This window comes from Streptacidiphilus jeojiense, assembly GCF_000719095.1.
GTDB lineage: Bacteria > Actinomycetota > Actinomycetes > Streptomycetales > Streptomycetaceae > Streptacidiphilus > Streptacidiphilus jeojiensis.
This window is the reverse complement of record NZ_JOEH01000023.1, coordinates 67,869-92,937: the sequence shown is the minus strand read 5'-3', so window position 1 is coordinate 92,937 and position 25,069 is coordinate 67,869. Positions and strand designations below refer to the sequence as shown.

23 protein-coding genes are annotated in these 25,069 nt (G+C 70.3%); 5 read left to right on the top strand and 18 right to left on the bottom strand.

What is annotated here, in order from left to right; translation table 11 throughout:
- Nucleotides 1–46 precede the first annotated feature (46 nt).
- From IF29_RS0128750 to arc, 12 genes are all read right to left on the bottom strand, one after another.
- On the bottom strand, nt 47–277 hold the full coding sequence (locus tag IF29_RS0128750; protein ID WP_030260921.1) for a hypothetical protein: 231 nt from the start codon (nt 275–277) through the stop codon (nt 47–49).
- Nucleotides 274–1,206: a helix-turn-helix transcriptional regulator gene (locus tag IF29_RS0128745; protein WP_030260918.1), complete on the bottom strand. Its 933-nt coding sequence runs from the start codon at nt 1,204–1,206 to the stop codon at nt 274–276. The genes IF29_RS0128750 and IF29_RS0128745 overlap by 4 nt, the downstream gene beginning before the upstream one ends.
- A gap of 26 nt (nt 1,207–1,232) precedes the next feature.
- Nucleotides 1,233–2,258 (bottom strand): helix-turn-helix transcriptional regulator, encoded by a 1,026-nt coding sequence (locus IF29_RS0128740; RefSeq protein WP_051726144.1) that lies wholly within the window; start codon nt 2,256–2,258, stop codon nt 1,233–1,235.
- 130 nt (nt 2,259–2,388) lie between these two features.
- Entirely contained in the window at nt 2,389–2,760 is a 372-nt protein-coding gene (locus IF29_RS0128735) for an FKBP-type peptidyl-prolyl cis-trans isomerase (protein ID WP_030260915.1), read from the bottom strand.
- 69 nt (nt 2,761–2,829) lie between these two features.
- Complete coding sequence (locus IF29_RS0128730; protein WP_030260913.1) at nt 2,830–3,855, bottom strand: FKBP-type peptidyl-prolyl cis-trans isomerase; 1,026 nt, start codon at nt 3,853–3,855, stop codon at nt 2,830–2,832.
- 160 nt (nt 3,856–4,015) lie between these two features.
- Nucleotides 4,016–5,377 (bottom strand): Pup--protein ligase, encoded by a 1,362-nt coding sequence (gene pafA, locus IF29_RS0128725; RefSeq protein WP_030260910.1) that lies wholly within the window; start codon nt 5,375–5,377, stop codon nt 4,016–4,018.
- A gap of 120 nt (nt 5,378–5,497) precedes the next feature.
- Nucleotides 5,498–6,304, bottom strand: a complete 807-nt coding sequence (prcA, locus tag IF29_RS0128720; protein WP_084715134.1) for a proteasome subunit alpha — start codon at nt 6,302–6,304, stop codon at nt 5,498–5,500.
- A 53-nt stretch (nt 6,305–6,357) separates the two neighbouring features.
- Complete coding sequence (prcB, locus tag IF29_RS0128715) at nt 6,358–7,203, bottom strand: proteasome subunit beta (protein ID WP_030260905.1); 846 nt, start codon at nt 7,201–7,203, stop codon at nt 6,358–6,360.
- Nucleotides 7,155–7,445, bottom strand: a complete 291-nt coding sequence (locus tag IF29_RS46320) for an endonuclease VII domain-containing protein (protein WP_084715132.1) — start codon at nt 7,443–7,445, stop codon at nt 7,155–7,157. Before IF29_RS46320 ends, prcB begins: the two co-directional genes overlap by 49 nt.
- Nucleotides 7,423–7,641: a ubiquitin-like protein Pup gene (locus tag IF29_RS0128705; protein WP_030260902.1), complete on the bottom strand. Its 219-nt coding sequence runs from the start codon at nt 7,639–7,641 to the stop codon at nt 7,423–7,425. The genes IF29_RS46320 and IF29_RS0128705 overlap by 23 nt, the downstream gene beginning before the upstream one ends.
- 208 nt (nt 7,642–7,849) lie before the next feature.
- On the bottom strand, nt 7,850–9,361 hold the full coding sequence (gene dop, locus IF29_RS0128700; RefSeq protein WP_030260899.1) for a depupylase/deamidase Dop: 1,512 nt from the start codon (nt 9,359–9,361) through the stop codon (nt 7,850–7,852).
- A gap of 190 nt (nt 9,362–9,551) precedes the next feature.
- Nucleotides 9,552–11,318 carry a proteasome ATPase gene (arc, locus tag IF29_RS0128695; RefSeq protein WP_030260897.1) on the bottom strand — a complete coding sequence of 589 codons (1,767 nt, stop codon included), beginning with the start codon at nt 11,316–11,318 and terminating at the stop codon, nt 9,552–9,554.
- A 285-nt stretch (nt 11,319–11,603) separates the two neighbouring features.
- Between arc and IF29_RS0128690 the strand changes: the two genes are divergently transcribed.
- The gene (locus IF29_RS0128690) at nt 11,604–11,891 is read left to right on the top strand and encodes a ferredoxin (RefSeq protein ID WP_030260895.1); all 288 of its coding nucleotides are present in this window, start codon (nt 11,604–11,606) and stop codon (nt 11,889–11,891) included.
- Nucleotides 11,892–11,897: 6 nt separating this feature from the next.
- On the opposite strand, the gene IF29_RS0128685 is transcribed toward IF29_RS0128690, so the two are convergent.
- The 3 genes from IF29_RS0128685 to IF29_RS0128675 form a co-directional block, all read right to left on the bottom strand.
- Nucleotides 11,898–12,446 carry a hypothetical protein gene (locus IF29_RS0128685; protein WP_051726143.1) on the bottom strand — a complete coding sequence of 183 codons (549 nt, stop codon included), beginning with the start codon at nt 12,444–12,446 and terminating at the stop codon, nt 11,898–11,900.
- 174 nt (nt 12,447–12,620) lie between these two features.
- Nucleotides 12,621–13,559: a tRNA (adenine-N1)-methyltransferase gene (locus IF29_RS0128680; RefSeq protein WP_051726142.1), complete on the bottom strand. Its 939-nt coding sequence runs from the start codon at nt 13,557–13,559 to the stop codon at nt 12,621–12,623.
- A gap of 49 nt (nt 13,560–13,608) precedes the next feature.
- Nucleotides 13,609–14,814, bottom strand: a complete 1,206-nt coding sequence (locus tag IF29_RS0128675; RefSeq protein WP_037597024.1) for a site-2 protease family protein — start codon at nt 14,812–14,814, stop codon at nt 13,609–13,611.
- 130 nt (nt 14,815–14,944) lie between these two features.
- Between IF29_RS0128675 and IF29_RS0128670 the strand changes: the two genes are divergently transcribed.
- Both IF29_RS0128670 and IF29_RS0128665 read left to right on the top strand, forming a co-directional pair.
- Nucleotides 14,945–15,841: a RecB family exonuclease gene (locus IF29_RS0128670; RefSeq protein WP_030260884.1), complete on the top strand. Its 897-nt coding sequence runs from the start codon at nt 14,945–14,947 to the stop codon at nt 15,839–15,841.
- Nucleotides 15,842–15,869: 28 nt separating this feature from the next.
- Nucleotides 15,870–16,541, top strand: coding sequence for a response regulator (locus tag IF29_RS0128665; RefSeq protein WP_030260881.1), 672 nt, complete (start codon nt 15,870–15,872; stop codon nt 16,539–16,541).
- A gap of 84 nt (nt 16,542–16,625) precedes the next feature.
- On the opposite strand, the gene IF29_RS0128660 is transcribed toward IF29_RS0128665, so the two are convergent.
- From IF29_RS0128660 to metH, 3 genes are all read right to left on the bottom strand, one after another.
- Nucleotides 16,626–18,263 (bottom strand): ABC transporter substrate-binding protein, encoded by a 1,638-nt coding sequence (locus IF29_RS0128660; protein WP_051726141.1) that lies wholly within the window; start codon nt 18,261–18,263, stop codon nt 16,626–16,628.
- A 293-nt stretch (nt 18,264–18,556) separates the two neighbouring features.
- Nucleotides 18,557–19,270 (bottom strand): HAD family hydrolase, encoded by a 714-nt coding sequence (locus IF29_RS0128655; protein ID WP_030260876.1) that lies wholly within the window; start codon nt 19,268–19,270, stop codon nt 18,557–18,559.
- A 16-nt stretch (nt 19,271–19,286) separates the two neighbouring features.
- Nucleotides 19,287–22,781, bottom strand: coding sequence for a methionine synthase (gene metH, locus IF29_RS0128650; RefSeq protein ID WP_030260874.1), 3,495 nt, complete (start codon nt 22,779–22,781; stop codon nt 19,287–19,289).
- A gap of 159 nt (nt 22,782–22,940) precedes the next feature.
- Here metH and IF29_RS0128645 point away from each other — a divergent pair, with 159 nt between their 5' ends.
- Nucleotides 22,941–23,924: a glycoside hydrolase family 18 protein gene (locus IF29_RS0128645; RefSeq protein ID WP_157623967.1), complete on the top strand. Its 984-nt coding sequence runs from the start codon at nt 22,941–22,943 to the stop codon at nt 23,922–23,924.
- Nucleotides 23,925–24,064: 140 nt separating this feature from the next.
- Entirely contained in the window at nt 24,065–24,931 is an 867-nt protein-coding gene (locus tag IF29_RS0128640; protein WP_030260871.1) for a PAC2 family protein, read from the top strand.
- Nucleotides 24,932–25,069 lie beyond the last annotated feature (138 nt).

The window sequence follows — 25,069 nt, the reverse complement described above, 5'->3', positions numbered from 1 at the left end:
TCTGCATCCTAGGGCCTGGGGCGGGGACGGCGGTGCGGCCGGCCGGTCAGCGGACCACGTGGAGTCGCAGGGCCGGCACTCCGGCGCCGGTCAGCGCCTCGACGATGCGCTCACCGGCCCGTTTGCGCACCGGCGCCTCACAGCTCGGACAGGTGAAGGAGTAGTAGGTGCGCTCGCTGGTGCGGCCCAGCGAGAGCCGGAAGGCGTCCGGGCCCAGCTCGACCGTGCTGCGGCACTCCGGGCAGTAGGCCCGGAACCGGCTGACCGCCGCGGTCACCCCGCTGCTCCGGTGTCGGCGTAGCGCGCCAGGGCGTCGGCGGCGGTGGAGCGGGCCCGCTCGGCCAGGTCCGGCGGCTCGGTGATCCTGCCGTCCGCGCCCAGCCGCAGCGCCAACCGCAGCAGGCCGGCGGGGTCCGGGGTGCGCAGGGTGATCCTCAGCCCGCCGTCGGGAAGTTCCATCGCGTTTTCGTATGTGTAGTACTCGGTGACCCAGCGGCCGCCCGGGCCCACCTCCAGGACCACCTGCGGATCGTCCTCGGCCGGACGGACCAGCCCCTCGGAGAGGTCGCGCAGCTCCAGCGGCGGCGGGTCGGAGGGCACGTCCAGGACCTTGATGTCGGCGATCCGGTCCAGCCGGAACATCCGCCGGTCCTCGGACAGCCGGCACCAGCCCTCCAGATAGGTGTGGCCCTCGGTGACCAGGCGGATCGGGTCGACCTCGCGCTCGGTCATCTCGCCGCGGCCCGAGGAGTAGTAGCGCAGCCACAGCCGGCGACGCTCGGTGATGGCCCGGTCGGCGTCGGCGAAGACGCTGCCCTCGGCCTCGAAGGTCACCCCGACCCGGGCGCTGCCCTCGGCCGCGTCCCCCGCCGCGGCCTCCAGCTTGGCCACCGCGCGGGTCAGCGCGGCCCGGTCGCGCTCGCGCAGCCCGGGCAGGCCGGCCACCGCGCGGGCCGCCACCAGCAGCGAGATGGCCTCGTCCGAGGACAGCCGCAGCGGCTGGGCGACGTCGTCGGCGTTGTGCCACCAGATCCGCTCGCCGTCGGTGTCGATGTCCAGCAGGTCGCCGCCGCGGAAGCTGGTCCCGCACATCGGCAGCACATTGAGGTCGCCCACGAGCTCACGCTCGGTGATGCCGAAGGCCCGGGCCACCTCGCCGACCCGGGCACCGGGGCGCTCGCGGAGGTAGGTGACCAGGGACAGCATCCGACGGGTCTGGTCGATGGCGTTGCTCACTGCGCGGACCCTCCAGTGGTGGCGACGGCGACTGCGGCTTCGATGCCCGCGGCGCCGGTGGAGCCGGCCACCGCGCGCAGGCGGGCGATGACGTCGGAGCGCAGTTCGGCCGGGCCGACCACGACCACGTCCGCGCCGAACTCGGTGAGGTCGGCGGCCAGGCCGTGCCCGAACGGGATCTCCAGCTCGTCCCAGTCGGCATCGACCGGCTCGGCGTTCAGGGCCTTGGTGCGCAGCGGGAAGGCCGCGCCGCGGCGCAGCCGGATCCGGGCAGTGGCGGTCGCCCCCTCCCCCGCGAACCTGGCGACGTGCTGGCGGACGTCGACGTGGTCGGGGACCTCGGCCCGGAAGGCGTCATGACGCGCCTTGACCCGCCCGGTGATCCGGCTCAGCCGGAACACCCGGACGTCCTTGCGGTCCCGGTCCCAGCCGGCCAGGTACCAGTGGCCGTGCCAGCACTCCAGCGCCCAGGGCTCGACGCTGCGCTGCTCGGGCTGGGCCGCCCCGGACTTGCGGTAGGCGAAGGAGACCGGACGGCGGTCCCGGGCCGCAGCCAGCAGCGGTTCGAAGGCGGCCTCCCGGGCCGGGATCCGCGGCTCCAGCGCCGAATGCGCCTCTGCGCCGTCGCTCTCGGCCAGCGCGCCCCCGGCGCGCAGCTTGTGCAGCGCGCCGCTGGCCGCCCCCGCCAACCGCGCCTGGGTCCAGACCCCGGCGGCCAGGCTCAGCGCGGCCGCCTCCTCCGCGTCCAGGGCGATCTCCGGCAGCCGGTTGCGGTCGCGCCGGGCGAGATACCCCAGCTCACCGTCGAGGGCGTTCTCGTCCACGTCGATGACCAGGCCCAGCTCGCGCAGGTCGTCCTTGTCCCGCTCGAACATCCGGTTGAAGGAGTCCTCGCTGGCGCTGTCCGCGGCCTCCCGGTACGCCTCGATGGAGTCCCGCAGCTCACGCTTGCTCAGCGGCCGTTTGGTGTTCATCAGGCACAGCGCGAGGTTCATCAGACGCTCGGACTTGGCGATGGGCATCGCACACCCTTCCCTGGGCTCGGACATCAGATATGCCCGGCGCACACGACCGTACCGGTACCGGGCCCGACCACAAAAGCGCGGCCCCGCCCCACCACGACTGTGGTAGAGCGGGGCCGCGCCGAGGGGCTCAGACGCCCAGCAGGTCCACGACGAAGATCAGGGTCTCGCCCGGCTTGATCGCGGGGGTCGGGCTCTGGTTGCCGTAGGCAAGGTGCGCCGGAATGACCAGCTCGCGCCGGCCGCCGACCTTCATGCCCACGACGCCCTGGTCCCAGCCCTTGATGACCCGGCCGCCGCCCAGCGGGAACTTGAACGCGGAGCCGCGGTTCCAGCTGGCGTCGAACTCCTCACCGGTGCTGAAGGACACGCCCACGTAGTGGACGCTGACGTTGTGGCCGGGCTTGGCCTCCTCGCCGTCGCCCACCCAGATGTCCCTGATCTGCAGCTCGGCCGGCGGCTCGCCGCCCGGGAAGTCGATCTCCGGCTTCTCGATGCTCAAGGTTGCTTCTCCTCGTTGCGGTCCGGGGGTCGTCCCCCCGGCTCAGGATGTACGTTACGCGGCGGCGCGCTACGCGGCGGCCAGGATGTCCACGACGAACACCATGTCGGCGTTGGCGGCGATTCCGCTGTTGGCCGGCGGGGAGGCTCCGTAGGCCAGCGTGGACGGGATGGACAGCAGCACCCGACTGCCGACCGTCTGGCCCACCAGACCCTGGTCCCAGCCGCTGATGACCTGCTGCTGGCCGATGATCGTCGCCATGGCGCCGCTGTCCTTCCAGGACGAGTCGAACACCTTGCCGTCCGCCAGCGTCGCCCCGGTGTACTGGACGATGATGGTCTGACCGCTCAGCACCTTGGCGCCGGTGCCCTTGATCAGCACCCCGGTCTCCAGCTTGGACGGCTTCTTGGCCGCGTCCGGGATGGTGAAGGTCGCGGCCTTGCCCGCGGTCGCGTCCACCGTCGGCATCCCGGCCGGGGAGGCCACCTGGGTGCCGGTCACGTCGTCCTTGGCGCCGACCACCTGGTTGATGTCGATCACGAACACCAGGGTGTCCTTGGCGGAGACCCCGGTCGGCTCGGAGGAGGACATCTGCGCGGAGGCCGCACCGGGCGGGGCGACCACCACGACCCGGCTGCCGACCTTGTGGCCCACCACGGCCTTGTCCAGCGCCGGGATCATCGTGTCGGTGGGCTTGCGCACCGCCGGAGCACCGGTCTTGGAGTAGGCCGTGTTCAGGGTCTTGCCGGTGGTCCAGTCCTCGACCGTGAAGTTGAAGATGGCGAAGTTGCTGGTGCTCACCGTGGCACCGGTGCCCTGGGTGACCGTGTGCACCACGAACTTGTCGGTCGGCTTGCCGCTCGGCAGCTTCAGCGTGATGTCCTTGCCGAAGGTCCCGCCGACCGTCGGCAGCCCGGCGGTCGTGTCCACCACTGCCGGCACCGGGACCGCCGAGGCGGAGGCGGAGGCCGCAGCGGAGGCCGTGGCCTTGGGCGTCGTCGCGTCCGCGGACTTCGACTTGGAGCCGCTGCTGCACGCAGTCAGCAGCAACGCGGGCACCAGGAGCAGCGCGGCGGCTGTGGCGGTTCGGCGCACGATCGTCCTTAGGGGTGGTGGGGGGAATGGAGCAGCGGTCCGTCCGCGCCACTCTACGACCTCTCCTTACCCGCACCACAACTACCAGGCCCCCGTGCCGTCACAATACGGACACGGGGGCCATGACAAACGAGCTGACGAGCGAGCCGACGAACGGGCCTCACATACCGGCGATCAGCTTCTCCACCCGTTCGTCCACGGAGCGGAACGGGTCCTTGCACAGGACCGTGCGCTGCGCCTGGTCGTTGAGCTTGAGGTGGACCCAGTCGACGGTGAAGTCGCGGCGCTGCTCCTGGGCCCGGCGGATGAAGTCACCGCGCAGCCGGGCCCGGGTGGTCTGCGGGGGGACGGACTTGGCCTCGAAGATCTTCAGGTCGTCGGTGACCCGCTCGGCCTGGCCCCGGTTCTGCAGCAGGTAGTAGAGGCCCCGGCGGCGGTGGATGTCGTGGTAGGCGAGGTCGATCTGGGCCACCCGCGGGTGCGACATGCTGATGCCGTTCTTGGCCCGGTAGCGCTCGATCAGCTGGTACTTCATCACCCAGTCGATCTCCCGGTCCACCTTGGAGTAGTCCTCGGCCCGGATCGCCTCCAGGGTGCGGCCCCACAGGTCCAGCACCCTGGCCACGGTGCCGGTGCGGATGCCCTTGGCGTCGGCGAAGGCGCTGGCCTTGGAGAAGTACTCCTCCTGGATGTCCAGCGCGCTGGCCTCCCGGCCGTTCGCCAGCCGGACCTGCCGGGAGCCGGTGAGGTCGTGGCTGACCTCGCGAATGGCCCGGATCGGGTTCTCCAGGGTGAGGTCCCGCAGCACCGTGCCGGCCTCGATCATCTTCAGCACCAGGTCGGTCGCGCCCACCTTCAGCAGGGTGGTGGTCTCCGACATGTTGGAGTCGCCGACGATCACGTGCAGCCGGCGGTAGCGCTCGGCATCGGCGTGCGGCTCGTCCCTGGTGTTGATGATCGGACGGGACCGGGTGGTCGCCGAGCTCACGCCCTCCCAGATGTGCTCGGCCCGCTGGCTGACGCAGTAGACCGCGCCGCGCGGGGTCTGCAGCACCTTGCCGGCGCCGCAGATCAGCTGCCGGGTCACCAGGAACGGGATCAGGATGTCGGCCAGCCGGGAGAACTCGCCGTGCCGGCCGACCAGGTAGTTCTCATGGCAGCCGTAGGAGTTCCCGGCCGAGTCGGTGTTGTTCTTGAAGAGGTAGACGTCGCCGGCGATGCCCTCCTCGTGCAGCCGCCGCTCGGCGTCCACCAGCAGGCCCTCGAGGATCCGCTCCCCCGCCTTGTCGTGGGTCACCAGCTCGGCGACGTCGTCGCACTCCGGCGTGGCGTACTCCGGGTGCGAGCCGACGTCCAGGTACAGCCGGGCCCCGTTGCGCAGGAAGACGTTGCTGCTGCGGCCCCAGGACACCACGCGGCGGAACAGGTAGCGGGCCACCTCGTCCGGGGACAGCCTGCGCTGGCCACGGAAGGTGCAGGTCACCCCGTACTCGTTCTCCAGTCCGAAGATTCTGCGGTCCATGGTGTCTCCCCTTTGCCGGGCCGTACCTCACTCAGAATGTGCACGCTCGGACACAGTCCGAAACCGAAAGGAGCCGGAGGGCACGCGGTCGCCCTGCCCTCCGGCGCGAACGAGACGGGATCAGTCCTCGGCCGGGGTCTCCGGCGTCTCCTCGGGCGGTGCCTCGACAGCAGCCTCCGCCGGCGGTTCCGCTGGGGAGTCGTCCTCGTCGCCGACGGCGGTCTCGTCGCCCGCCAGCAGGCGGCCCAGCTGGCCGCCGACCAGGCGCTTGAACTTGCGCTGCTGCCAGCGGCTGCGGTCCAGGACCGCGACCTCCAGCTGATCCTGGGTCAGCGTGCGGGCCTGGCCGCCGTTCGGGTCCCTGGCCAGGCTCTCGACCGCGAGCTTCAGCGCCTCGGGGAGGGTCAGCCCCTCGGCGTGGCGCTGCTGCAGGTAGGTGCTGATGGATTCGGAGTTTCCGCCGACCGCGACGGTGTGCTGCTCGTCGACGACCGAGCCGTCCGGGGTGAGCCGGTAGATCTGGTCGTCGTGCGGGCTCTTGCCGACCTCGGCGACGATCAGCTCCACCTCGTACGGCTTCTCGCCGGTGGAGGAGAAGATGGTGCCCAGGGTCTGCGCGTAGACGTTGGCCAGGCCGCGGGCGTTGACGTCGGCCCGGTCGTAGGAGTACCCGCGGAGGTCGGCGTAGCGGACGCCGCCGATCCGCAGGTTCTCGAACTCGTTGTAGCGGCCGACCGCGGCGAAGGCGATGCGGTCGTAGATCTCGGAGACCTTGTGCAGCGCCCGGGAGGTGTTCTCCGCCACGAAGACGATGCCGTCGGCGTAGGTGAGCACGACCACGCTGCGGCCGCGGGCGATGCCCTTGCGGGCGTACTCGGCGCGGTCGGCCATGGCCTGCTGGGGTGAGACGTAGAACGGCGTCGACACCGGCTGTCGCCCCTATCTGGAGTCGATGTGAGTGGTGTAGGGAGATAGAGGGACTAGAGCAGCCCGGCCTGCGGGCCGTTGGGGAACTCCAGCCGGTGGTCCAGGATGCTCCGCGCCAGCGCGCCGACCTCGTCGTCGGGGAGGCGGCGGAAGCCGTCCTCGGTGATGACGCCGACGATCGGGAAGATGCCCCGGGTCAGGTCGGGGCCACCGGTGGCGGAGTCGTCGTCGGCGGCGTCGTAGAGCGCCTGGACGACCGCGGTGGTGGCCTGTTCGGCCGTCAGGTCGGCGCGGTAGAGCTTCTTCAGCGAGCCCTTGGCGAACAGCGAGCCCGAGCCGGTCGCGGCGAAGCCGACCTCCTCGGAGCGGCCGCCGGTGACGTCGTAGCTGAAGATCCGGCCCCGGCCGAGGTCGAGGTCGTAGCCGGCGAAGAGAGGCACCACGGCCAGGCCCTGCATGGCCATCCCGAGGTTGCCGCGGATCATGGTGGTGAGGCGGTTGGCCTTGCCCTCCAGGGAGAGCTGGGTGCCCTCGATCTTCTCGTAGTGCTCCAGTTCCAGCTGGAACAGGCGCACCATCTCCACGGCGAGGCCGGCCGTGCCGGCGATGCCGACGGCGGAGTACTCGTCCGCGGGGAAGACCTTCTCGATGTCGCGCTGGGCGATCAGGTTCCCCATGGTGGCCCGGCGGTCGCCGGCGAGGATCACCCCGCCGTCGAAGGTGACCGACACGATGGTGGTGCCGTGCGGGGCCTCCAGCGGCTGCAGCCCGGCCGGCAGGGTCCGGCGGCCCGGGAGCAGCTCGGGCTGATGGTCCGCCAGGAATTCGACGAAGGACGACGAACCCGGCGTCAAGAAGGCAGCCGGTAGACGCCCGGTGCCACGAGTGTTGGCTTCCACACGTTCCCTTCCAGATAGTCGGCCCCACGGCGGAGCAGGTCGGGCCGGTCCTTGAACTGCCCCAGTCCGCCATTGCAGTTGAAGCAGAGGATGGCTCGGACCCTACCCGTTTTGTGGTCGTGATCCACATGTTCCGGGCCCGGAGTCAGACAGATCGCACAGAAGCACGGTCGTGATGGGCGTGCGCCCTCTAGACCTTGGATTCCATGGTCCTTGAGGTCACTGCCCGCCTTTTTGCACATACGAGCGTACGAACGACTCGGCGTCGGACTCGAGGATCTCGTCGATGTCGTCGAGTACCGCGTCCACGTCGTCGTCGAGCTTCGCCTTGCGCTCCTTGAGGTCGGAGGCCTCGTTGGCCTCGACCTCGGTCTCTTCGACCTCCTCGGAGGAGCGGTTCGCCCGCTGCTGCCCACCGCCGGTGTCCTTGGTCGCCATGTCCCTCACACCCCGCTCGATCGTGTCCGGTACTGCTGGTCAGACCCTATACACGAGGGGTGACAACCGCCGCGTGTTTTCGATCTGTCACTACAACGACTGGTGCTGTCCCGATGATGCCCATACCGCGGTGCTTCACCCTTCGTAGCCCGCCGTCACCCTCCGGTTACGCCCGAAGCGGACAGATGTTCAATCCGGTCCGCCGCGGTCATCCCCCGGAGAGCACCCGGACCAGCTCCTCGGCCGTGCGGCAGCGGTCCAGCAGGGCCTTGACGTGCTTGCGGGTCCCCCGCAGCGGCTCCAGGGTGGGCACCCGCTGGAGCGAGTCACGGCCCGGGAGGTCGAAGATGACGGAGTCCCAGGAGGCGGCGGCCACATGGTCGGCGTACTGCTCCAGGCAGCGGCCGCGGAAGTAGGCGCGGGTGTCCTCCGGCGGCTTGTGGGCCGCCCGCAGCACGTCCGGCTCGGCCAGCAGCCGCTCCATCCGCCCGCGGTCCACCAGGCGGTTGTAGAGGCCCTTCTCGGCCCGCACGTCGGCGTACTGCAGGTCCACCAGGTGCAGCCGCGGGTTGTCCCAGTCCAGGCCGTCCCGCTGGCGGTAGCCCTCCAGGATCTCCCGCTTGGCGATCCAGTCCAGCTGCCGGGACAGGCTCATCGGGTCCCGCTCCAGCCGGCCCAGCACGTCCTCCCAGCGGTCCAGGATGTCCCGGGTCTGTTCGTCCGCGTCGGCGCCGAAGCGGTCCTCGACGTACTTGCGGGCCAGCTCGCAGTACTCCATCTGGAGCTGTACCGCCGTCAGTTTCCGCCCGCTGCGCAGCGAGAGCAGGTAGCCGAGGTCGGGGTCGTGGGAGACCCGGTGCAGGGTCCGCACCGGCTGGTCGACCACCAGGTCGACCCCGATGAAGCCGTCCTCGATCATCGACAGCACCAGCGCGGTGGTGCCCAGCTTGAGGTAGGTGGAGATCTCGGAGAGGTTGGCGTCGCCGATGATGACGTGCAGCCTGCGGTACTTCTCGGCGTCCGCGTGCGGCTCGTCGCGGGTGTTGATGATGGGCCGTTTGAGCGTGGTCTCCAGGCCGACCTCGACCTCGAAGTAGTCGGCGCGCTGGCTGATCTGGAAGCCGTCGGCCGAGCCGTCCTGGTTGATGCCGACCCGGCCCGCGCCGGTGACCACCTGTCGGGAGACGAAGAAGGGGGTGAGGTGCCTGACGATGTCGGCGAACGGGGTCGACCGCTTCATCAGGTAGTTCTCGTGGGTGCCGTAGGAGGCGCCCTTGTTGTCGGTGTTGTTCTTGTACAGGTGGATCGGGTGGGCGCCGGGGACCGCGAGGGCGCGGTTGGCGGCCTCCTCCATGATCCGCTCGCCGGCCTTGTCCCAGAGCACCGCGTCGCGCGGGTTGGTGACCTCGGGCGAGCTGTACTCGGGGTGCGCATGGTCCACGTAGAAGCGGGCGCCGTTGGTGAGGATGATGTTGGCCAGGCCGATGTCCTCGTCGGTCAGCTGGCTGGCGTCGGCGTTGTCCCGGGCCAGGTCGAACCCGCGCGCGTCGCGCAGCGGGTTCTCCTCCTCGAAGTCCCACCGCGCCCGCCGGGCCCGGTGCATCGCCGCAGCGTAGGCGTTGACCACCTGCGACGAGGTGAGCATGGCATTGGCGTTGGGGTGCCCCGGGACGGAGATCCCGTACTCCGTCTCGATTCCCATTACGCGCCGTACAGTCATGCGGCCCTCCTTCGAACTGCCGCTGACGACTCACCGCCTGCGGTCGGCCCGGTTCGGTAACCCGAGCCTAGAACTGCTCACTGACAACCGGGAGATCACTCACCGAGGTTGTTCAAACAGGGTCCGGACGCGAACCGTCCGGCTACGGGTGGAGATACTCACCCGCAGCCGGACGGAGGCGGCCTTCGTCCTACAGGTACTGCCCGGTGTTGGCGACAGTGTCGATGGAGCGGCCGGAGTCGGCGCCCTGCTTCCCGGTGACCAGGGTGCGGATGAACACGATCCGCTCGCCCTTCTTGCCGGAGATGCGGGCCCAGTCGTCCGGGTTGGTGGTGTTCGGCAGGTCCTCGTTCTCCTTGAACTCGTCCACGCAGGCGGCGAGCAGGTGGGAGACGCGCAGACCGCGCTGTCCGTGGTCGAGGAAGTCCTTGATGGCCATCTTCTTCGACCGGTCGACGATGTTCTGGATCATCGCGCCGGAGTTGAAGTCCTTGAAGTACAGGACCTCCTTGTCACCGTTGGCGTAGGTGACCTCCAGGAAGCGGTTCTCCTCGGTCTCGGTGTACATCCGCTCGACGACGGCCTGGATCATGGCGTCGACGGTGGCGTCCACCGAGGAGCCGTGCTCCTTGACGTCGTCCGGGTGCAGCGGCAGGGAGCTCCTCAGGTACTTGCTGAAGATGTCCTTGGCCGCCTCGGCGTCCGGGCGCTCGATCTTGATCTTGACGTCGAGCCGTCCGGGCCGCAGGATCGCCGGGTCGATCATGTCCTCGCGGTTGGACGCCCCGATGACGATGACGTTCTCCAGCCCCTCCACGCCGTCGATCTCGGCGAGCAGCTGCGGGACGATGGTGTTCTCCACGTCCGAGCTGACACCGGATCCGCGGGTGCGGAACAGCGACTCCATCTCGTCGAAGAAGACGATGACCGGGGTGCCCTCGCTGGCCTTCTCCCGGGCCCGCTGGAAGACCAGGCGGATCTGCCGCTCGGTCTCGCCGACGTACTTGTTGAGCAGCTCGGGGCCCTTGATGTTGAGGAAGTAGCTCTTCCCCTGGGGCTGTCCGGTGACCTCGGCCACCTTCTTGGCCAGGGAGTTGGCCACCGCCTTGGCGATCAGGGTCTTTCCGCAGCCGGGCGGGCCGTAGAGCAGGACGCCCTTGGGCGGGCGCAGCTCGTACTCCTTGAAGAGCTCGGCGTGCAGGTACGGGAGCTCGACGGCGTCGCGGATCATCTCGATCTGCTGGCCGAGGCCGCCGATCTGCTTGTAGTCGATGTCCGGGACCTCTTCGAGGACCAGGTCCTCGACCTCGCTCTTGGGCACGATCTCGTAGACGTAGCCGGAGCGCGGTTCGAGCAGCAGGGCGTCGCCGGGCCTGAGCTTGACGTCGCGCAGCGGTTCGGCGAGCCGGACCACCCGCTCCTCGTCGGTGTGCCCGGTGACCAGGGCGCGCTCGCCGTCCTCGAGGACCTCCTTGAGGGTGACGATGTCGCCGATGCTCTCGAACTCCATCGCGTCGACGATGTTGAGCGCCTCGTTGAGCATCACCTCCTGGCCGCGCGTGAGCTCGTCCAGGGGCAGGCTGGGGCTGACGTTCACCCGCAGCTTGCGGCCGCCGGTGAAGATGTCGGCGGTCCCGTCCTCGTTGGCGGACAGGAAGGTGCCGAAGCCGGCCGGCGGCTGGGCGAGCCGGTCCACCTCCTCCTTGAGGGCCACGATCTGGTCGCGGGCCTCCCTCAGGGTGGAGGCGAGCCGCTCGTTCTGAGCGGTGACTCCGGCCAGGTTGGTCTGCAGTTCGACGACACGCTCTTCGAGGATCCTCGTGTGGCGCGGCGATTCTGCGATCTTGCGGCGCAGGACAGCGATCTCCTGCTCGAGAAAGGAAACCTGACTGAGGGCTTCCTCAGAACCCCGTGCGGGCCTGCCGCCGCGGGTGTAGTCATCGTCGTGGGCTGCCACGGTCCTCACCTCCTCCGGGGGAGCTGAACGTGTCCCGACCCTACCCGGGCCGGGATGCGTTACAACCCCTAGATCAGAAACTCGGAAGGGGTGTGTCTGATCTTCACCCTTGCGCACGTCCCCTCGCTAGTGGGATACCCACTCGGCGACGCCCGGAAGCGACCAGTTGTATTGTCGAGCGGGTCAAGTTCGATCGCGTTGACCGGTCAGGGGTCCAGCTCTGTACCGATGGCGGGAATAACGGGCCGCGGGACCACGGCCCCGCGACCAGGAACGGCGGGCGGTATGTCCTCGCAGGACGAGCCACTTGAGGTGTGGATCGACCAGGATCTCTGCACCGGGGACGGTATCTGTGTGCAGTATGCGCCTGAGGTCTTCGAGCTCGACATCGACGGGCTGGCCTACGTCAAGGGCGAGGACCAGGAGCTGCAGGACGCGCCGGGGGCGACCGTGCCGGTGCCGCTGACGCTGCTTCAGGACGTGGTGGATTCGGCCAAGGAGTGCCCTGGCGACTGCATCCACGTGCGCCGCACCCGGGACCTGGTCGAGGTGTACGGGCCTGACGCCGTGTGAGCTAGATCACGTCTGGGCGAGCGGGGTGCTGGCGGTGAGGACGTAGCCGCCGTCGCGGAGCGTCCAGGTGTCGGTGTCGTGCAGGTCGGCGCAGCAGCGGGGGACGTCCTCGGAGGAGTAGCCGTCGACGGTGGCGTGGATGCTGCCGTCGGCGCGGATGCCGGCGCTGCGGACGGTGAGGTTCTGGGTGGGTCTGATCAGCGTGGCGGTGATCCGGGGGCGGCCGTCCGGCCCGAAGCCGAGGACGTAGAGGCCGTCGGGCGGGGTGCCGTTCGGCGCGGCGCAGCGGGCGGCCACGACGGTGACGACGGTCCCGTGGCCGGTGGTGTCAGCGCTGAAGCGCTGGGTGATGCGGTCTGGCAGACCGTCACAGTCCAGTGGCAGCGCGATCCCTGCGGGGTTCGGCGCCTGCGCGGCGGGGACGCTGTGCGGGCCGTCCGCGGTGACCGTACCGGCATCGGCAGGGGTCACCGCGACGGCGGCAGCGACGACTCCGCCGAGGGCTGCGGCGGTGGCGACCCAGTGGATCGCTGTGGAACGAGTGTGTTCAGCCACGCGCGAATGCTCCCACAACGTGGATCTTCCGATCGCACCGGGTCCATGCACGACCTCAGGGGCGCGGGGCTCTGCTTGATTGACTGCGCGCGCGACCAGCCGTGCAGGAGGTGCATGGTTGGCAGCGCACGCTTTTCAATCAGCAGAGCCCCGCGCCCCTGAGGTCTGCGGTGGTTACTCGTCTGCCTCGTCGGCTGATTCTTCGGCCATTTTGAGGAAGCGGCCCGTCTTGGGGGCCACCGGCGCCTCGACCTCGCCGTAGGCGCCCTTCGCGGGGCGGCGGCGTCGCAGCGGGGGCTCGACGCCGTCGGCGAGACGGCGGGAGGTCAGCAGGAAGCCGGTGTGGCCGATCATGCGGTGGTCCGGCCGGACGGCCAACCCCTCCACGTGCCAGTTGCGGACCATGGACTCCCAGGACTGCGGCTCGGTGAAGTTGCCGTGCTCCCGCAGCGCCTCCACGGTGCGCGACAGCTGCGTGGTGGTGGCCACGTAGCAGCAGATCACGCCGCCCGGCACGAGGGCCTTGGCGGCCACGTCCAGGCACTCCCAGGGGGCGAGCATGTCCAGGACCATGCGGTCCACCTCGGTCTCCACCAGGTTGTCCTGGAGGTCGCCGAGGGTGAGCTTCCAGGCCGGGTGCGGGCCGCCGAAGTAGCGTTCGACGTTGCCCCTGGCGATCTCGGCGAAGTCGTCGCGGCGCTCGTAGGAGGAGAGCGAGCCGCTGTCGCCCACCGCGCGCAGCAGCGAGCAGCTGAGCGCGCCGGAGCCGACGCCGGCCTCCACGACGCGGGCGCCGGGGAAGATGTCGGCCATGGTGACGATCTGCCCCGCGTCCTTGGGGTAGACCACCGCGGCGCCGCGCGGCATGGAGAGGACGTAGTCGGAGAGCAGGGGGCGCAGCGCGAGGTACTGGGTGTTCCCGGTGGTGCGCACCACGGAGCCCTCGGGGGCTCCGATCAGCTCGTCGTGCGGGAAGGCGCCCTTGTGGGTGTGGAACGCCTTGCCGGATTCGAGCGTGATGGTGTGGAGGCGTCCCTTGGGGTCGGTGAGCTGGACCTGGTCCCCGACCTGGAAGGGCCCGCGGCGGCGGGCGGCGCCGGTCGGTTCTGACATGCGGACCAGTCTAGAGGAGCCGACAGGGGCCGCCGACCATCCGAAGGGCTCAGGCGTTCGAGGGTTCGGGGACCGGTGAGCGGCCCGCCATCGCCAGGGCGAACGCCTGCTCGACGTCGACCGCGGCCAGCACGCCCAGCATGGAGCCGTCGGCCTCGACGACCAGGTACTCCGGGGCCGGGTCGGCCCTCAGTCGGTCCAGCAGTTCCTCGCCGACCAGGTCGGCGGGGATCCGCAGGCCCGGTTCCAGCGCGCGGGCCAGGGCACCCGCCGCGGTCCAGGGGCGGCGGTGCTCCGGGATGCCGCGGACGGCGTTCTCCCGGACCAGGGCGACCGGTTCGCCGGCCCCGTCGACGATCACCAGGCCGCGGGCGCCGACCAGCTCCAGCTGCCGCAGCGCCTCGGCGAGCGGGGTGTCCGCGGCGACCGCCACGGCCGGCCTGGCCAGGCTGCGGGCGCGCAGCTCGGGCAGGTGCTCGCGGAGCCGGGCGACCCGGACGCTGCTGCCCGCGCCGTTCCAGATGATGGCGGCCAGGACCGCGCCCAGCACCGCGTCGGTCAGCACCGAGGCGGTGCTCTCGGAGGCGCCGGTGCGGGAGGCCCAGGCTGGCATGCCGACCAGTACCAGCACGGCGAGCGCCCGGCCGGCCCAGGCGGCGGCGACGGTCCCGGTCATCGGGTTGCCGGTGAGCCGCCAGACCGCCGCCCGCAGTATCCGGCCGCCGTCCAGCGGCAGTCCCGGCAGCAGGTTGAAGACGGCCACCACGAAGTTGCTCAGCATCAGCGCGGCCAGCAGCACCCCGGGGACGGTGTCGGTGCGCACCGCCTGCAGGCCCAGCAGGAACACCCCGCCGAGCACCAGGGAGAGCAGGGGGCCGGCGAAAGCCAGCCAGAACTCGCGTCCGGCGGTCTCGGCCTCCTTCTCGATCTCGGACACCCCGCCGAAGAACTGCAGCTGGATCCGGCGCACCGGCAGCCCCAGCCGCAGCGCGACCACGGTGTGGGCGAGCTCGTGGATCAGCACCGAGGCGTAGAAGGCGACCGCGAAGAACAGGGCGACCAGGTAGCGGGCCCGGCCCAGGCCCGGCAGCACCAGGTCGATCTGTCCGCCGAAGATCCAGGTGATCAGGGCGGCGATGAGGAACCAGGTGGGGGTCACGTAGACCGGCACGCCGAAGGGCCGGCCCATCAGCAGGCCGCCCCTGGGGCGGTCGCCCTTGGCGTCACTCACGTCGGCCCCCTCGTGGTCGAGCATCCGTCCGCCCTCGCGGAGGCTTGTGCCACGCTACGCGGTCGACCCGCCGGAACCGCGCGCGGCATGCGGTCCCACCTCTACCTCTACCCAGTGTCACGTCGCTGTCAGTCCCTGCGCATAGGGTTCGGACATGCACCCGCCCGACTCCGAACCCCCCGCCCGCCCCGTCGTGGCACCGGTGGCCCTCTCGCCCTCGCGGGCGGGGGACTTCATGACCTGCCCGCTGCTGTACCGCCTGCGCGTGATCGACAAGGTCCCCGAGCCGCCGAGCGCCGCGGCGACCCGGGGCACGGTGGTGCACGCCGTGCTGGAGCGGCTGTTCGACGCCCCGGCCGCGCAGCGCACCCCGGAGGCCGCCAGGGCGCTGCTGCGGCCCGAGTGGGAGCGGCTGCTGGAGAAGCGCCCGGAGCTCGGCACCCTCTTCCCCGACGACGCGGACGGCAGTGAGCTGGCCGGCTGGCTGGCCGACGCCGAGAAGCTGGTGGACGGCTGGTTCCGGCTGGAGGACCCGACCCGGCTGGAGCCGGCCGAGCGCGAGCTCTACGTGGAGACCCAGCTGGAGTCCGGGCTGCGGCTGCGCGGCTACATCGACCGGGTGGACGTCGCGCCGACCGGCGAGGTCCGGGTGGTGGACTACAAGACCGGCCGGGCCCCCTCCCGCGACTTCGAGGGCAAGGCCATGTTCCAGATGAAGTTCTACGCCCTGGTGCTGTGGCGGCTGCGCGGGGTGGTGCCGCGCCGGCTGCAGCTGGTCTACCTGGGCGGCGGCGGCCAGGTGGTGACCTACGACCCGGACCCGGCCGACCTGCGGGCCGTGGAGCGCAAGCTGCTGGCGCTGTGGCAGGCCATCCAGCGGGCGCTGGAGACCGGCGAGTGGCCCGCCAACCGGAACCGGCTCTGCGACTGGTGCTCCTTCCAGTCGCTGTGCCCGGCGTTCGGCGGCACTCCCCCGCCGTACCCTTTGCCAGTACTGGATGTTGCGAGTACCGAACGCCCGGCCGTGACGACCCCAGTGCCGCATTCCTGACGGCTGGAACCGATGAGTGGAGCGAGTTGTGGCGATCCGAGTGCTGCTGGTCGACGACCAGCCGCTGCTGCGTACCGGGTTCCGGATGATCCTGGAGGCCGAGGCCGACATCGCGGTGGTCGGCGAGGCCGGTGACGGTCAGCAGGCGCTGGACCAGGTGCGGGCGCTGCAGCCGGACGTGGTGCTGATGGACATCCGGATGCCGCGGATGGACGGGGTGGAGGCGACCCGGCGGATCGCCGGCCCCGGCCGCGACGGCCCGGCCAAGGTGCTGGTGCTGACCACCTTCGACCTGGACGAGTACGTGGTGGAGGCGCTGCGCGCGGGGGCCAGCGGCTTCCTGCTCAAGGACGTCCCTGCCGAGGAGCTGGTGCAGGCGATCCGGGTGGTCGCCGACGGCGCCGCGATGCTGGCCCCGAGCGTGACCCGGCGGCTGCTGGACATGTACGCGGGCCGGCTGCCCTCCGGCGACGAGGCGCCGCCGCAGTCGCTGGCGACGCTGACCGAGCGCGAGGTCGAGGTGCTGAAGCTGGTGGCCCGCGGCCTGTCCAACGCCGAGGTGGCCGGGGAGCTGTTCGTCAGCGAGACCACGGTGAAGACCCATGTCGGCCATGTGCTGACCAAGCTGGGGCTGCGGGACCGGGTCCAGGCCGCGGTGTTCGCCTACGAGAGCGGTCTGGTCCGCCCCGGCAACGGCTGACAGCCGTCCTGGCGGAGAACGGCCCCGGGGCCCGGTCGGAGTGGTTCCGACCGGGCCCCGGGGCCGTTGCTGTCGCGGATTCGGTCAGCTCTTGCCGATCATCCAGAAACGCATGATCGAGGCGATGTCCAAGGTGAGCGGCACCCCGGTGATGTTGGCCTGGGTGGCGATGTACTGGTTGTCCTGCCACAGCGGGATGTACGCGGCATCCTCGGCGAACTGCTTCTGGATCTCCTGGAAGGTGTTCGCGGTGGTCTGGTCCGCCCGGTTGGCCTCCTTGAGGCTGAGCGGGTGCAGGTCGTTCATGATCGTCGACGGCGCGTAGTTGTTGCCGAAGGTGTTGTCCTTGCCGACGAACGGCGAGACGAAGTCGTCCGGGTCCGGGTAGTCCGCCTGCCAGCCGGTCAGCGACGCGACCAGCTTGCCGCTCGACCACAGCGGGATCAGGGTGCCCAGGCTGGGCACGGACTTCAGGGTGACCTTGAAGATCCCGCTGGCCTCGAGGTTGCTCTTGATCTGCGCGGCCTCGGCCGGACCGGCCGCGGAGTTGGCGGCGTAGGTCAGGGTGAAGTCGATCGGCAGCTTCACGCCGGACAGCGAGGACTTGACCTGGTCGGCCTTGAGCGGGTCGGTGCCGTACGGGGCCTGCTCGAACGGACGGGTCTGGTCGCCGATGCCCTGCGGGATGACCGAGTACAGCGGGGTGACCGTGCTCTGGTAGACCTTGTCCGCGATGGCCTGGCGGTCGATGAGCTTGCCGACGGCCTGGCGCACGGCCTGGTTGTTGAACGGGGCCATGCCGACGTTGAGCACCATCATCCGGGTGCTGGAGCCGGTGCCCTGGACCACCTGGATGCCCTTGCCGAGCTGCTGCGCGCCCTGCAGCGCGACGATGTCCGCCGGAGCGAGGTCGCTGCCCGCGTTGAGGTCGATGGAGCCGTCCTCGAGGGCGCTCTTCACCTGGGCCGGGCTGTCGTAGAAGTTCAGCGTCGCACCGGCGTTGAGCTTCTTGGTGGCGCTGTAGGCGCCCTTGTAGTTCGGGTTGAGCACCAGCTTGACCGAGGCCGGCACGGGCTTGCCGTCGCTGCCCGTCTTGGTCTGCACCGAGGCGATGGTGTAGATGCCGGAGCCGACTATGCCGGTGCCGTCCAGCAGCTTGGTCCCGGAGTAGACCTTCGGGTCCACGATCTCGCCCACGCCCGAGGCCAGGCGGTCGGGGAAGGTCGCGTCGGCGGTCTTCAGGTGGAAGGTGACGGTGTCGGTGCCGGTGGTGTCCACCGAGCCGAGGGTGTCGAGCAGCACGCTCACCCCGGAGCCGTTGTCGCCCTTCAACTGGCCGATCTTGAGCACCCGGTCGATGGAGAACTTCACCGCGGCCGCGTCCAGCGGGTCCCCGTTGGAGAACTTCAGGTCCGGCAGCAGCGTGCAGGTGTAGGTCGTGTACGAGGAGTCCGAGAACTTGCAGCTCTTCGCGGCGTCGGGGGACGGCGTGTTGGCCCCCGGCAGATAGGTCATCAGGCCCTGGTAGACGTTGTAGAACACCGTCCAGGAACCGGCGTCGTAGGCGCCGGCCGGGTCGAGGCTGGTGTAGGAGCTGACCGTGCCCAGGGTGATGGTGGAGTTGACTCCGCCCTTGCTCGACGAGGAGGTGGAGCCGCAGGCGGCGGTGGCCGTCAGGAGGCCGACACAGCCGATCGCCGCAAATCGTTTCGCTGCTGACATGACTTCCTTCGTGTCCTGGCCGACGCTGTGGACGCCGAGCCGGAGGTCGTACGACCGCGCCACTGCCCCATGACGAGGTCGACCGCAGGCTGCAGCAGCGTGGCGTGAGGGGTCCGCGCGCCAGAGCGGGACACCACCGCTCGGGGTGTCGCACGGGTCTCGCGGTGTTCGATCGTCTGTAGCGTGCCATACGACCGCACCGGCTCGCACGGTGCCCTAACCCTGGGTTCCAGGACACGTCGATTTATTGCCTGGACTTCTCCACAGATGTCCGATTTGGCGTTAGCAGCTAGTTACCTTGACTGCCCGTCAAGTTCCGGGACCAGGCTCCGCAGCAGAGCGACGTCCAGCTCCTCCAGCGAGGCCAGTACGGTCCGCCCCGGAGCCTCCTCGATCGGGGTCACCGAGGGCACCGCGACCACCCGGCAGCCCGCCGCCTCGCCCGCCCGGATCCCGGTGGGGGCGTCCTCGACCACCACGCAGCGCGCCGGGTCGGCGCCCAGCCGCGCGGCGGCCAGCAGATAGGGGTCCGGGAACGGCTTGGTGCGCTCGACCTCGTCCCCGGCCACCGTGAAGGCGAACCGCTCGGGGCCCAGGGTCTTCAGCACCAGGTCGATGATCCGCCGGTGCGACGCGGACACCAGCGCCGCCGGGATGCCCTCGGCGGCCAGCTCGTCCAGCAGTTCCCGCGCGCCGGGCCGCAGCGGCACGCCGCGGCCGACCAGCTCGACGAAACGATCGTTGATCATCTCGCCGAGCCGGTCGGCCGTCAGCGGTGCGCCGCTCACCGCCAGCAGGTAGTCCACCACCCGGCCCATCGGGCCGCCGACGACGACCTCGCGGTCCGCCGCGGTGAGCGTGTGGCCGTACTCGGCCAGCAGCTCCGACTCCGCCTCCCACCAGAAGTCCTCGGTGTCGACCAGGGTCCCGTCCATGTCCAGCAGGACGGCCTGCAGGCCACTGGGACGGCGGGCAAGGACAGCAGAAGCGGCAAAAGTGGTCACCAGCACACAATAGCCACCACTATCGGGCGTTGAAGTACTTCGCCTCCGGGTGGTGGATCACGATGGCGTCGGTCGACTGCTCCGGGTGCAGCTGGAACTCCTCCGAGAGCTCCACCCCGATCCGCTCCGGCCGGAGCAGTTCGGCGATCTTCGCCCGGTCCTCCAGCTCGGGGCAGGCGCCGTAGCCCAGCGAGAAGCGCGCGCCGCGGTACTTCAGCGCGAACATGTCCCGCATCGCCTTGGGGTCCTCCGCGGAGAAGCCCAGCTCGGCGCGGACCCGGGCGTGCCAGTACTCCGCCAGCGCCTCGGCGAGCTGCACCGAGAGGCCGTGCAGTTCCAGGTAGTCCCGGTAGGAGTCGCCGGCGAAGAGCTCGTTGGCGGCCTCGGAGATCCGGTTGCCCATGGTCACCACCTGGAACGCCACCACGTCCTTCTCGCCCGACTCCTCGGGCCGGAAGAAGTCGGCCAGGCAGAGCCGGCGCCCGCGGCGCTGCCGCGGGAAGCCGAACCGGGTCCGCTCCTTGCCGTCCTCGCCCAGCACCACCAGGTCGTTGCCCTGCGAGACCGCCGGGTAGTAGCCGTAGACCACGGCGGCCTCCAGCAGCCCCTCGGTCTGCAGCCGGTCCATCCACATCCGCAGCCGCGGCCGGCCCTCGGTCTCCACCAGCTCCTCGTAGGAGGGACCGCCGGAGCGGGCGGCCTTCAGCCCCCACTGGCCCTTGAACAGCGCGTCCTCGTCCAGCCAGGAGGCGTAGTCGTTGAAGCCGATGCCCTTGACGATCCGGTCGCCCCAGAACGGCGGCACCGGCACCGGGTTGTCCAGCGCCACGTCCGAGCGCTGGGTGGACTCCTCCGGCTCCTCCACCTCGACCTTGGCGTGCCGGCGCTGCTTCAGCTCGGGCAGCACCGCGCCGGGCACCCCGCGCTTGACCCCGATCAGCGCGTCCATCAGCCGCAGGCCCTCGAAGGCGTCCCGGGCGTAGCGCACCTCGCCCTGGTAGATCTCGTGCAGGTCCTGCTCGACGTAGGCCCGGGTCAGGGCTGCGCCGCCGAGGATGACCGGGAAGTCCATGGCCATGCCGCGCTGGTTCAGCTCCTGCAGGTTCTCCTTCATGATCACCGTGGACTTCACCAGCAGCCCGGACATCCCGATCACGTCCGCGCGGTGCTCCTGCGCGGCCTCCAGGATGGTCGAGACCGGCTGCTTGATGCCCAGGTTGACCACGGTGTAGCCGTTGTTGGTCAGGATGATGTCGACCAGGTTCTTGCCGATGTCGTGGACGTCGCCCTTGACGGTGGCCAGCACGATGGTGCCCTTGCCCTCGTCGTCGGACTTCTCCATGTGCGGCTCCAGGTAGGCCACCGCGCCCTTCATCACCTCGGCCGACTGCAGCACGAACGGCAGCTGCATCTGGCCCGAGCCGAACAGCACGCCGACCGTCTTCATGCCCTCCAGCAGCACCTTGTTGACGATCTCCAGGGCCGGCATCACACCCAGCGCCTCGTCCAGGTCGGCTTCCAGGCCCTTGCGCTCGCCGTCCACGATCCGCCGCTGCAGCCGCTCCTCCAGCGGCAGCGCCGCCAGCTCCTCGGCCTTGCCGGCCCGCACCGAGGCCGCGCTGACGCCCTCGAACAGCTCCAGGAAGCGCTGCAGCGGGTCGTAGGCCGGGCTGTCCGCGGTCTCCGGCCGGCGCCGGTCGTAGACCAGGTCCAGGGCGACCTCGCGCTGCTCCTCCGGGATCCGGGCCATCGGCAGGATCTTCGCCGCGTGCACGATCGCCGAGTCCAGGCCGGCCTCGACGCACTCGTTGAGGAAGACCGAGTTGAGCACCATCCGCGCCGCCGGGTTCAGGCCGAAGGAGATGTTGCTCAGCCCCAGCGTGGTCTGCACCGCCGGGTGACGCCGCTTCAGCTCCCGGATGGCCTCGATCGTCTCGATGCCGTCGCGGCGGGACTCCTCCTGCCCGGTGCCCAGGGTGAAGGCCAGACAGTCCACCAGGATCGACGACTCGTCGATGCCGAACCGCCGGCCCAGGTCCTCGATCAGCCGCTCGGCCACGGCGACCTTGGTCTCCGCGGTCCGCGCCTGGCCCTCCTCGTCGATGGTCAGCGCGATCAGCGCGGCGCCGTACTCCTGCGCCAGCGCCGCGGTCCGCCCGTACCGGGAGTCGTCGCCGTCGCCGTCCTCGAAGTTCACCGAGTTCAGCACGGCGCGGCCGCCCAGCATCTGCAGCCCGGCCTCCAGCACCTGCGGCTCGGTGGAGTCCAGCACGATCGGCAGGGTCGAGGCGGTGGCCAGCAGCCCGGCCAGCTTCTTCATGTCCTCGACGCCATCGCGCCCGACGTAGTCGACGCAGAGGTCCAGCAGGTGCGCGCCCTCGCGGATCTGCTCGCGGGCGATCTCCACGCACGCCTGCCAGTCCGCCGCCAGCATCGACTCGCGGAACTTCTTGGAACCGTTGGCGTTGGTGCGCTCACCGATGGCCAGGTAGGAGGTGTCCTGACGGAACGGCACCGGCTGGTAGAGCGAGGCGGCCGAGGGCTCCGGCTGCGGGGTCCGCGGGGTGATCTCGCGGCCGCGGACCCGGTCCACCAGCATCCGCAGGTGCTCCGGCGTGGTCCCGCAGCAGCCGCCGACCAGCGACAGGCCGTACTCGCGGACGAAGACCTCCTGCGCGTCCGCGAAGCCCAGCGGCTCCAGCGGGAAGTGCGCGCCGTCCTTGGTCAGCACCGGCAGGCCGGCGTTGGGCATACAGGACAGCTTGATCTCGGCGTGCCGGGCCAGGTAGCGCAGGTGCTCGCTCATCTCGGCGGGGCCGGTCGAGCAGTTCAGGCCGATGGTGTCGATGCCCAGCGGCTCCAGCGCGGTCAGCGCCGCGCCGATCTCCGAGCCCAGCAGCATGGTGCCGGTGGTCTCCACGGCGACCTGGACGAACAGCGGGACATCGAGCCCGGCCTCGCGCATGGCCTGCTTGCTGCCCAGCACCGCTGCCTTGATCTGCAGCAGGTCCTGGCTGGTCTCCACCAGCAGCGCGTCGGCGCCGCCGGCCAGCAGTCCGGCCGCGTTCTGCTGGAAGCCCTCCTTGAGCGTGGCGTAGGGCATGTGGCCCAGCGTCGGCAGCTTGGTCCCGGGGCCGATGCTGCCGATCACCCAGCGCGGGCGCTCCTCGGTGGCGAAGGCGTCCGCGACCTCGCGGGCCAGCCGTGCGCCGGCCTCCGAGAGTTCGAAGATCCGGTCGGCGATGTCGTACTCCCCCAGCGCCGAGAAGTTCGCCCCGAAGGTGTTGGTCTCCACGCAGTCGACGCCCACCGAGAAGTAGGCCTCGTGCACCGACCGCACGATGTCCGGACGGGTCACGTTGAGGACCTCGTTGCACCCCTCCAGCCCCTGGAAGTCCTCCATCGAGGGGTCCTGCGCCTGGAGCATGGTGCCCATCGCGCCGTCGGCCACCACCACCCGGGAGGCGAGCGCTGCTCGCAGGTCGTCTGCGCGGGACTGCTGGGGAATGGTCATCGTTCTTACTCCCTGGGGTGCGACGGCTGTCGACTGGCGCGGGTGACGCGCGGGGCCAGCATAATCCGTCGCCCCCGGATTGCCTTTCCGTTATCCGCCGACCGGACACACCCGGCATTCGAACGGAACCGTAAGAGGCGGGGATGAGTCCGATCTTGCATGGGAGCAAGGGTGTGGGCCCTCCGACTCGTCACGACCGCGCTGCTCGCGTTGGTCGGGTGCGTCCTCGGGGCCGTCGGCGGACTCTGGGTCAACGACCTGGGGTACCCGAGCGCGAGCGCGCGGACCAGACAGGGGGACGCGGTGTGGCTCGGCCATGCCTGGGTCGACGGGCGCAAGGGGCCGGCCGATGTGAGCGCACTGGTCAAGCAGATGGGCGGCGGCGTCCACGACCTTTTCGTCCATACGGGTCCACTGCGGAACGACGGCACCCTTGACCCGGCGCTCTACCCGCAGGCGTCCTGGCTGGTCGCGGCGATGCACAAGGCGGTGCCCGGGATCAGGGTGCAGGCCTGGCTCGGCGACGTGGTGGACTCCGAGGGCCCCGGCCTGGACCTCACCCGCACCGACCGGATCATCGGCTCCTTCCGGCAGGCGCTGGACGCGGGCTTCGACGGCATCCACATCGACTTCGAGCCGGTGCACTCGGGCGACCAGGACTTCCTCGACCTGCTGGAGCAGGCCCATGTGCTGACGGCCGAACGGGACGCGGTGCTGTCGGTCTCGGTCCCGCAGACCGAGCCGGTCCCCGGGATCCACCTGCTGGGCGCGGTCCTGACCGGCCACCCCAAGTGGTGGACCACCGGCTACCTCTCCGAGGTGGCCGACCGGGTTGACCAGGTCGCGGTGATGGCCTACGACAGCGGCCTGCCGCTGCACAGCCTGTTCTCCGGCTACGTCCAGCAGCAGACCAGGCTGGCGCTGCAGTCGGTGCCCAGTTCGGTGGACCTGCTGATCGGCCTCCCGGCCTACCACGAGGACAATGCGGTGCACCACGCCTCGGCCGAGACCGTCGGCGCGGCGCTGCGCGGGGTGCGGCTGGCGGACCACGGGAGGCTCAAGTTCGGCGTGGCGATGTACGTGGACTTCGCGGCCACCGACGCGGACTGGGCCGCCTACCACCGCGACTGGCTGGACCCCTAGCGGCACCGCCCGCGGCACCGGTCCGTGACGCGGGCGAACCGCGTCGCAGACCGGACCGGAGGTTACACGCCGTAGGCTGGGGCACCTATCAAGACGTGCAAGAGCCCGCCGTGCAACGGCGTCTGTGGAGGGAGGCCCTGATGATCGAGCTCGAGGACGTGCCCGAGCTGATCGACCCGGTCATGGTGGCCGCGTTCGAGGGCTGGAACGACGCCGGTGACGCCGCGTCGTCGGCGGTGTCGCACCTGGACGAGATCTGGGACGGGAAGGTGTTCGCCGCCCTGGACGCGGAGGACTACTACGACTTCCAGGTGAACCGTCCGACGGTGTGGATGGACGAGGGGGTGCGCCGGATCACCTGGCCCACCACCCGGCTCTCGGTGGTCCGGGTGACCGAGCCCAAGACCCGGGACATCGTGCTGATCCGCGGGATCGAGCCGAGCATGCGGTGGCGGTCGTTCTGCCAGGAACTGCTGGGCTTCGCCCACGAACTGGGCGTGGAGATGGTGGTGATCCTGGGGGCGCTGCTCGGCGACACCCCGCACACCCGTCCGGTGCCGGTCAGCGGGGTGACCTCGGACGCCGAGCTGGCCCAGAGCCTGGACCTGGAGGAGAGCAAGTACGAGGGGCCCACCGGGATCGTCGGGGTGCTGCAGGAGGCCTGCGCGCACGCGGGCATCCCGGCGGTGACCTTCTGGGCCGCGGTGCCGCACTACGTCGCGCAGCCGCCGAACCCCAAGGCCACGCTGGCGCTGCTGAACCGGCTGGAGGACCTGCTGGACCTGCGGATCCCGCTGGGCGAGCTGCCCGACGACTCCCGGGCCTGGCAGCTGGGGGTGGACCAGCTGGCCGCGGAGGACAGCGAAGTCGCGGAGTACGTGCAGCAGTTGGAGGAGGCCAAGGACACCGCCGAGCTGCCCGAGGCGTCCGGCGACGCCATCGCCCGGGAGTTCGAGCGCTATCTCAAGCGACGGGACAACCAGCCGCCGCGGCACCCCGGGGAGTGACGGTCACGCTTCGCGCCCACCGGATCGGGTGAAGAGGGGGCGGATCGGTCGTTCGACGGGCCAAACGGTCGAAGGAACGGGCGTTCGGTTAACGTTCCGTGAAGATATCGCACGAGCTGGCCGCGCAGCGATGGTCCG

Coding starts and splice junctions, on each gene's coding strand:
- IF29_RS0128640 (WP_030260871.1), top strand. CDS start 24,065: ATGATCGAGCTCGAGGACGTGCCCGAGCTGATCGACCCGGTCATGGTG.
- IF29_RS0128675 (WP_037597024.1), bottom strand. CDS start 14,814: ATGCTCGACCACGAGGGGGCCGACGTGAGTGACGCCAAGGGCGACCGC.
- dop (WP_030260899.1), bottom strand. CDS start 9,361: ATGACTGTACGGCGCGTAATGGGAATCGAGACGGAGTACGGGATCTCC.
- IF29_RS0128680 (WP_051726142.1), bottom strand. CDS start 13,559: ATGTCAGAACCGACCGGCGCCGCCCGCCGCCGCGGGCCCTTCCAGGTC.
- IF29_RS0128745 (WP_030260918.1), bottom strand. CDS start 1,206: ATGCTGTCCCTGGTCACCTACCTCCGCGAGCGCCCCGGTGCCCGGGTC.
- pafA (WP_030260910.1), bottom strand. CDS start 5,377: ATGGACCGCAGAATCTTCGGACTGGAGAACGAGTACGGGGTGACCTGC.
- IF29_RS0128670 (WP_030260884.1), top strand. CDS start 14,945: ATGCACCCGCCCGACTCCGAACCCCCCGCCCGCCCCGTCGTGGCACCG.
- IF29_RS0128740 (WP_051726144.1), bottom strand. CDS start 2,258: ATGCCCATCGCCAAGTCCGAGCGTCTGATGAACCTCGCGCTGTGCCTG.
- IF29_RS46320 (WP_084715132.1), bottom strand. CDS start 7,445: ATGTGCAAAAAGGCGGGCAGTGACCTCAAGGACCATGGAATCCAAGGT.
- IF29_RS0128660 (WP_051726141.1), bottom strand. CDS start 18,263: ATGTCAGCAGCGAAACGATTTGCGGCGATCGGCTGTGTCGGCCTCCTG.
- IF29_RS0128690 (WP_030260895.1), top strand. CDS start 11,604: ATGTCCTCGCAGGACGAGCCACTTGAGGTGTGGATCGACCAGGATCTC.
- metH (WP_030260874.1), bottom strand. CDS start 22,781: ATGACCATTCCCCAGCAGTCCCGCGCAGACGACCTGCGAGCAGCGCTC.
- IF29_RS0128645 (WP_157623967.1), top strand. CDS start 22,941: ATGGGAGCAAGGGTGTGGGCCCTCCGACTCGTCACGACCGCGCTGCTC.
- IF29_RS0128705 (WP_030260902.1), bottom strand. CDS start 7,641: ATGGCGACCAAGGACACCGGCGGTGGGCAGCAGCGGGCGAACCGCTCC.